Annotated in this window: 7 protein-coding genes; 3 read left to right on the top strand and 4 right to left on the bottom strand. The window is 64.8% G+C overall.

The genetic code is table 11. The annotated features are described in order from the left end of the window. The 3 genes from WEA77_RS04000 to WEA77_RS03990 all read right to left on the bottom strand — a co-directional run. Positions 1-201: hypothetical protein (locus tag WEA77_RS04000; protein ID WP_368066571.1), on the bottom strand; the 201-nt coding region annotated here is incomplete at its 3' end. 210 nt (positions 202-411) lie between these two features. Continuing rightward, a complete protein-coding gene (locus tag WEA77_RS03995; RefSeq protein WP_368066570.1) occupies positions 412-1026 on the bottom strand; it encodes a hypothetical protein in 615 nt (204 codons plus the stop codon). A gap of 117 nt (positions 1027-1143) precedes the next feature. Then, the gene (locus WEA77_RS03990) at positions 1144-1974 is read right to left on the bottom strand and encodes an ABC transporter permease (protein WP_368066569.1); all 831 of its coding nucleotides are present in this window, start codon (positions 1972-1974) and stop codon (positions 1144-1146) included. A gap of 231 nt (positions 1975-2205) precedes the next feature. Between WEA77_RS03990 and WEA77_RS03985 the strand changes: the two genes are divergently transcribed. Beyond that, a complete protein-coding gene (locus WEA77_RS03985; RefSeq protein WP_368066568.1) occupies positions 2206-2727 on the top strand; it encodes a GcrA family cell cycle regulator in 522 nt (173 codons plus the stop codon). A 326-nt stretch (positions 2728-3053) separates the two neighbouring features. Then, entirely contained in the window at positions 3054-3242 is a 189-nt protein-coding gene (locus WEA77_RS03980) for a hypothetical protein (protein WP_368066567.1), read from the top strand. Between the two features lie 585 nt (positions 3243-3827). Here WEA77_RS03980 and WEA77_RS03975 read toward each other — a convergent pair. Beyond that, positions 3828-5180 carry a sensor histidine kinase gene (locus tag WEA77_RS03975; RefSeq protein WP_368066566.1) on the bottom strand — a complete coding sequence of 451 codons (1353 nt, stop codon included), beginning with the start codon at positions 5178-5180 and terminating at the stop codon, positions 3828-3830. Between the two features lie 231 nt (positions 5181-5411). On the opposite strand from WEA77_RS03975, the gene WEA77_RS03970 reads away from it, so the two are divergent. After that, on the top strand, positions 5412-6201 hold a 790-nt coding region (locus WEA77_RS03970), incomplete at its 3' end, for a TolC family protein (protein WP_368066565.1).

The following is a 6201-nucleotide window of genomic DNA, read 5'->3' as shown; positions in this document are numbered from 1 at the left end:
CAGGACTTCCTCGGCGAAGCCGCGGCGCCAGTCGTCCGGATCATCTTCCTTCGGCTCGGGGTACTCTGCCAGGCAGCCCCTCAGCATCCGCCAGCCGCGCCGCAGCCGCTGCGCCTCGCGCAACGACGCCAGCCCGAATGCCAGCCCGAATGCCAGCCCGAATGCCAGGCATCCTTCATCGGTCGCCGCCGCCGCGCGCATCTCCGGCAGCCGGACAAGCGGAAGAATACCCCGGGGCCCAACCTCTACCGGATTCACCGCCTACGGAATATTTTGCTTGACGCGGCGCCCGCAGCAGATGGCGCGGCGCGGGGGCACGCGCAACGTCTGCACAAGGCAGAAGTTATGCAACAAAAAACCGTCCACACGGCTTGTGTGGACGGTTTATGGACTCCCGGCAGGGAGGGAAGCTTATGGCGAAACGGGCGCCGGGGTCACTTCAGGCTCTTCGGCCGGGGCGGTGGTCTGCACCGTTTCCGGCTGCTGCTCGTCGACCAGCATGTCGGCCGGTTGCGGCACCGAGCTGGCCGTACCGCAGCAGCGCACCTGCATCTCGAGGACGCGGTCGTTGAAGCGGCATTGCTTGTCATTGATCTCGCGAAGGATCGACGGGCCGCCGGCGCGGTAGGTGTAGCGCGTCTGGTTGCAGCTCGTCAGCGTGTAGCCTTCGCGGCAGGTGCCGACATTGCTTTTCTGCACGGTCGTGGTTTCGCACACCATGCTGTCGTCCTTGGCATAGGCTTCCTCGGCCCGGGCCATGGCAGCTGCCGCATCAGCCTGCGCGGCATCGGCCGTGGCCTGGGCGGCTGCCGTCAGCTTAAGGGCGTCGGCAAGGCGCATGTCGGTGGACGCAAGCGCCGTCGACTGGCCGTCAATCTCGACCTTCAGGCGGCAGACATTCTCGTTCGCCTTCTTCGGGTTCGCGCAATATTCCGCAACCGTCATGTCGCTCGGAACGTTCATGCACGCAGTAACACTCAGCGCAGCGAGCAACAGCCCGCCGGAAAGGACTTTTCCAAGTTTCATATGGATTCTCCGTCACCGGTTAGCCGGGGGCATATTTACCCTCCGCACCCGACCCGATGGCCCCGAAATGTGGCGAAAAATGAGCGGTTCGCGCGATTGGCGGGATTCATCCGGGCGTCAGGCCTTCAGTTTGTAGCCGTTCCGGAACATTGCCCACACGCCGGCGGCCGAGCCGAGCGCGAGCAAACCTGTATAGATTAAGCCGATTCCGAGCGATCCGTTGGCGACGCCAATATGGCCGTAACGGTAGCCGTCGATCATGTAGAAAATCGGATTGAGGTGGGCAATGGACTCAAAGGGTTCGACCATCACCTTCACATCGTAGAATGTGCCCGAGAGAAACGTCAGCGGCACGATGACGAAATTGGTCACGGCGGCAAGGTGGTCGAACTTGTCGGCCCATATCCCTCCGGCAATGCCGAGGGCGCCGAGGATGACGGCGCTGGTGAGCGAGAACCAGAGGATCGGCCAGACGTGCCGGACCGGCAGGTTGGCGAGGCCGGAGAGCTGGATCGCAATCGCGCAGATCAGCGCGATCAGCAGCGCCCGCGTCACCGCGCCGCCGAGGAAGGCGATGGTCAGCTCGAGCGGCGAGAGCGGCGGCATCAGGAAGTCCACATGGGTGGCGTTGAATTTCGCCTGCACAAGGCTGGAACTGGTGTTGGCAAAGGCGTTCTGGAGGATCGCCATCATGATCAGCCCGGGCGCCAGGAAGTCATTGTAGCGCAAGGCTTCAAAGTCGCCGGTCAGCTGCCCCCGGTCCCCGAAAGCCAGCTTGAACACGGTCATGAACAACAAGGTCGTCACCACCGGCGCAAACACCGTCTGCATCCAGACTTTGAGAAATCGTCCCACCTCTCGTTGATAAAGCGTCCACAGGCCGAGACCGTTGAAGGCGCCGTACTGGCGGAGCGTGCGGGATTGATCGGCGGGGGGAATCGTATCCATGGCTACTGCACATAGGCGATGCAGACTGCACTTGCGAGGGGCATCGCGGGGCCAAACCGGCTCCACAAGATATAGAACCCTGTGGAAAGCGGGGCCTGCATGTTGTGTTTCATTACGCCTCTGATACGATATCTAGGTGTCAGAACAGATGGCGCGTACAGCCATCACAACATATAGGGGTTACGTGTCCTCCTAAACGAGGCGCGCCCTGAGAGGCGGGAGACTTCCAACATGTCGTGGAACGATGAGCGGGTGAACACCCTCAAGAAACTCTGGGCCGAGGGCCATTCGGCCTCCCAGATCGCCAAGCAGCTGGGCGGGGTCACCCGCAATGCGGTGATCGGCAAGGTCCACCGCCTCGGCCTGTCGGGCCGCGCCACCCCGTCGCGCCCGGTCAAGCGCCCGCCGCGCCTGGCCCGGCCGAAGCCCCGTTTCATGGCCGATGGGACCGCCGCCGTTGCCGCGCCCGCCGCACCGGCGCCGGTGCCAGCCCTCGCCATCGAGCGCGTCTCGGCCATCAAGCCACTGCCCCCACTCCTGGTGGACGGCACGCCGGCAACCATCCTGACGCTGCGCGACACGATGTGCAAATGGCCGATCGGCGACCCCGCCGACCCGAAGTTCGCCTTCTGCGGCCGCAAGTCGGATTGCGGCCCCTATTGCGCCGAACACGCCCAGGTCGCCTTCCAGCCGGCCCGCAAGCGCGAAGCCCGCAAATCGGAATACGATTATGTCCGGCGGATTGCCGGCTAATGCCGCGCTGACATCGCAAGAACGTAAGAGACCCCCGGCGGCCCCCGCCCCGGGGGTCTCGGTTTTCTGTTGGGAATTGTGCAAAACCAGCCCTTCGTTGGAAGCTTACTGGACGCAAACCGGTTTGCGCAGTGCCGCGCTCATCGCAGTGTAAGTTTGTTCTCGGGGCGGGCCAGCTAAGTTGACGAAGTTTGCGGTTCTCACAGCGATTGCAATGTTTGCGGTCTTGTCTGATGCGAGCGCATATTCGTTTTGCTCTGAGCCGCGCGCACCCAGCAAGTTTTCCAAGCCGTTCTCCACCGCCCGAGCCCTCGGCCCCTTCCTGCATGAATAAACCTGCGCGCACCCATACGTGTTCTGATTGGGAGATTTCGAACTGCAACCGGAAGATCGAACGGCGCAAGGATAACGCCGAAAATTATCGCTGCCGGGTCAACGCACACATCAACGACTTGGTGGCCTATGCTGAAGAAGCGGAGGAGTATGCCTTGTGCGAAATGGAATCTTTGGATTGATCCGGCGCACTTCTATAGAACGGTTCGCTCAGGCGAGCTGATCTGGACTTGCTGGAAATGAGAACAGGCTTTCGGTGAGATAGTACCGTATTTTAACTTCACGCGCCTACCCATAGCTCCATACAAAAATGGAGGCGCAAGATGTGGGTTCATCGCAGGGAGCATTTCCGGAATGCGCCGGATCGGCCGGAGCGGTCGAAGGTGGCGGCGACGGTTTATTTTGTGCCGGATACGGGCGAGGCGCCGCCGCGCCAGGGATGGGATGAGCGGTGCCCGCATTGCGATGCACCGATCCGGGTGTCGAAGCCGACGCGGGGCGGAACGGCTGTGAGCGAGGTGCTGGCCTCGGGGCGGTTCATTCCGCATCCGTGTTTTGACCGGCTGCGGGGGAAGCGGCCTAGTGATGAGACGCTGGATCTGCTTGAGTGGTCGCCGGGTTGATTTGCGCGGGGAGCCGCCCGCTCGCCCCGGATCTCCTTTGACTTCGCTCAGGATGAGCCGTTCGGGAGGCGGCTTTTTTGCGCGGGGTTCCCGCTTTCGCCGCGATGACAACCGGGAAAATGTCAGCGTTGATCCCTGCACGGATCATTCCCGGCCAGTGGGCATCCAGACGCCGAAGGCTGAGCCCTGGCCCATCAAGGTTTCGACAGCGAGGCCGCCGCGGTGGTGGGCCATGATGTGCTTGACAATGGCGAGGCCGAGGCCGGTGCCGGTGATCTTGCCGCCGCGCGACTGGTCGGCGCGGTAGAAGCGTTCGCCAAGGCGCGGGAGGTGTTCGCGCTCGATGCCGGGGCCCTGGTCTTCGACGCGGAGCCAGACAGCGGGCTCCGCGCCTTGCGAGCGGGCGAGCGCCTGCAGCAGGGTCATCCTTTGACTGACATCCCATTGCTGGCTTGCGGCGAGGCGCGCCTCAGCGAGCGAGGGCGCGGCGCCGAAGCTGAGCGTGATGGTGCTGCCGGACTTTGAATATTTTACGGCGTTTGAGACTAGATTTTCGACGACCTGGATCAGCTCGTCTCGGTGGGCGGTCATCTCCGGCAGTCCGGTGCTGGCGCCGGCGACCTTCAGCGCAGCCCCCTGCTCCCCCGCGATGGGTTCGAGCACGGCAAGGCAGGCCGAGACAATCTCGGCGAGGTTTTCGCGGCCGCGCGGAAGGACGTGTTCGGAGGACTCGATGCGCGAGAGGGAGAGCAGGTCGGCGATCAGGCGGCTCATCCGGTCGGACTCGCCGGCCATGATGTCGAGGAAGCGGGGCCAGGCAGCGGCATCGTCCCTCGCCGGGCCGCGCATGGTTTCGATGAACCCGGAGATGGCGGTGAGCGGCGTGCGCAATTCGTGGCTGGCGTTCGCGAGGAAGTCTGCGCGGGCACGGGCGGCGCGCTTCACGGGGGTGAGGTCTTCCATCAGCACGAGGACGTGGCGGCCGTCGGGGATGCGGCTGACATGGGCGCGCCAGGTCTCGTCCGGGCCGGTTTCGATTTCGGCGGAGACCGGGCCCGCGGCGGGGCGCTCGAGGGCCTGGTCGATGGCGGCGAGCAGGACCGGTGAACGGATCACCGCGCTGGCGCGGGCGAAGGGAAGGTTTGCGAGCTGGAACAGGTCCTCGGCGGCGCGGTTGAAGGCCATGATCTTCTGGCCGGGGCCAATTTCGAGCGCGGGCAGCGCCAGGGCGGCGAGGAGGCCGGGGCCGGCCTCGGCCTGCGGGGCGGCGGCGGGCTCGGCCCGGGTGTCGCTGATGCCCTGCGGGACGCGGGCGGCGGAGCCGACAAAATAAGCCACGCCCACCGAGGCGATCACCCCCAGGGCGCTGATCGCCTCGACCGGGCCGAGGGCGCTGGTGGCAACCAGGAGCAGCAGCACAGTGCCTGTGGTGCCGAGCAGGACGGTGAAATCCCGCGTGCGGCGGGTCATCGACCGGCGGTTTGCATCTTCGCTCAACGTTTCACCTCTCAAGACATCTCCTCGCCGGTGCCCGGAAGGGACTGAAAGAAGGGCCTGTTCTGGCGCTAACCCGCAGCCTTCGATCTGCCAAGCCCCGGTTGGCGTATGAAGCACGCGAGTTTCGAGGGCACATCAATGGAAAGTTATTGAATTTCGATATTTTCATATTGACGCTCGACATGGGCAGGCGTATCGGATCGCGAAAGTCAAAGGGCCAACCCCGCGCAGATGAAAAAGTCATTCCTCTTCTTCGGTTCCGCCATGCTGGCGGCCTGCGCGACTTCACCGGATGCTACAGAACGTTACGTCGATGACCGCAATGCGCTGTTCGCTGCCGTGCCCGACGCACCGGCGGAATGGGCCGCGCGCGGCGTGGCGGGCGAGGCGCCGACGGCGGACTGGCTGAGCCAGTTCAATGATCCGGTGATGACCTCGCTGGTGTCCGAGGCGCTGGCGAAGAACCCCTCGCTCGAATCACGCGCGGCGCTGGCCCGGGCGAGCGAGGCGCTGACGCGCGCGGCGCGGGGGCAGCGGCTGCCGAGCCTGTCGGCCACGGTGTCGGGCGGTGGCACGTCGACCGGCGTCGAAGTCGCCGGACAGAGCGAGCGCTTCACTGATCCGAGTTTCGGGCTGGGCGTCGACGCGAGCTGGGAAGCTGATCTCTGGGGCCGGGTGTCGAACACCGCGGCGCAGGCAGATGCGGATTATGCAGCGCGCGAAGCCGACCTTGCGGCGGCCGAGCTGTCGATTGCGGCGCAGACGGCGATTGCCTGGATCGCGCTGAACGAGGCGCTGGCGCAGGAGCGCATTGCGCTGCTGTCGTATGAGGCGCGCGACCGTGTGCTGACGATTACCGACCGGCGGGTGCGCTCCGGCGTATCCGGTCCGCTGGAGCTGCGCACGGCGCGTTCGACGCTGGCAGGCGCGGAGGCGACGATTGCGGCGCGCCGGCAGGCCTCGATGGAAGCGGCGCGGCGTTTGGAGCTGCTGCTGGGGCGCTATCCGGCAGCGGAGATTA

Origin of the sequence: Hyphomonas sp., assembly GCF_040882205.1 — a bacterium.
Classification (GTDB): domain Bacteria; phylum Pseudomonadota; class Alphaproteobacteria; order Caulobacterales; family Hyphomonadaceae; genus Hyphomonas.
Note: the sequence above shows the minus strand (reverse complement) of the source record. Positions and strands in the feature narration are given on the sequence as shown.

What these genes read in the sequence shown, in the direction of transcription:
- WEA77_RS03995 (WP_368066570.1), bottom strand. Translation starts at nt 1,026, where the DNA reads ATGAAACTTGGAAAAGTCCTTTCCGGCGGGCTGTTGCTCGCTGCGCTG.
- WEA77_RS03990 (WP_368066569.1), bottom strand. Translation starts at nt 1,974, where the DNA reads ATGGATACGATTCCCCCCGCCGATCAATCCCGCACGCTCCGCCAGTAC.
- WEA77_RS03980 (WP_368066567.1), top strand. Translation starts at nt 3,054, where the DNA reads ATGAATAAACCTGCGCGCACCCATACGTGTTCTGATTGGGAGATTTCG.
- WEA77_RS03985 (WP_368066568.1), top strand. Translation starts at nt 2,206, where the DNA reads ATGTCGTGGAACGATGAGCGGGTGAACACCCTCAAGAAACTCTGGGCC.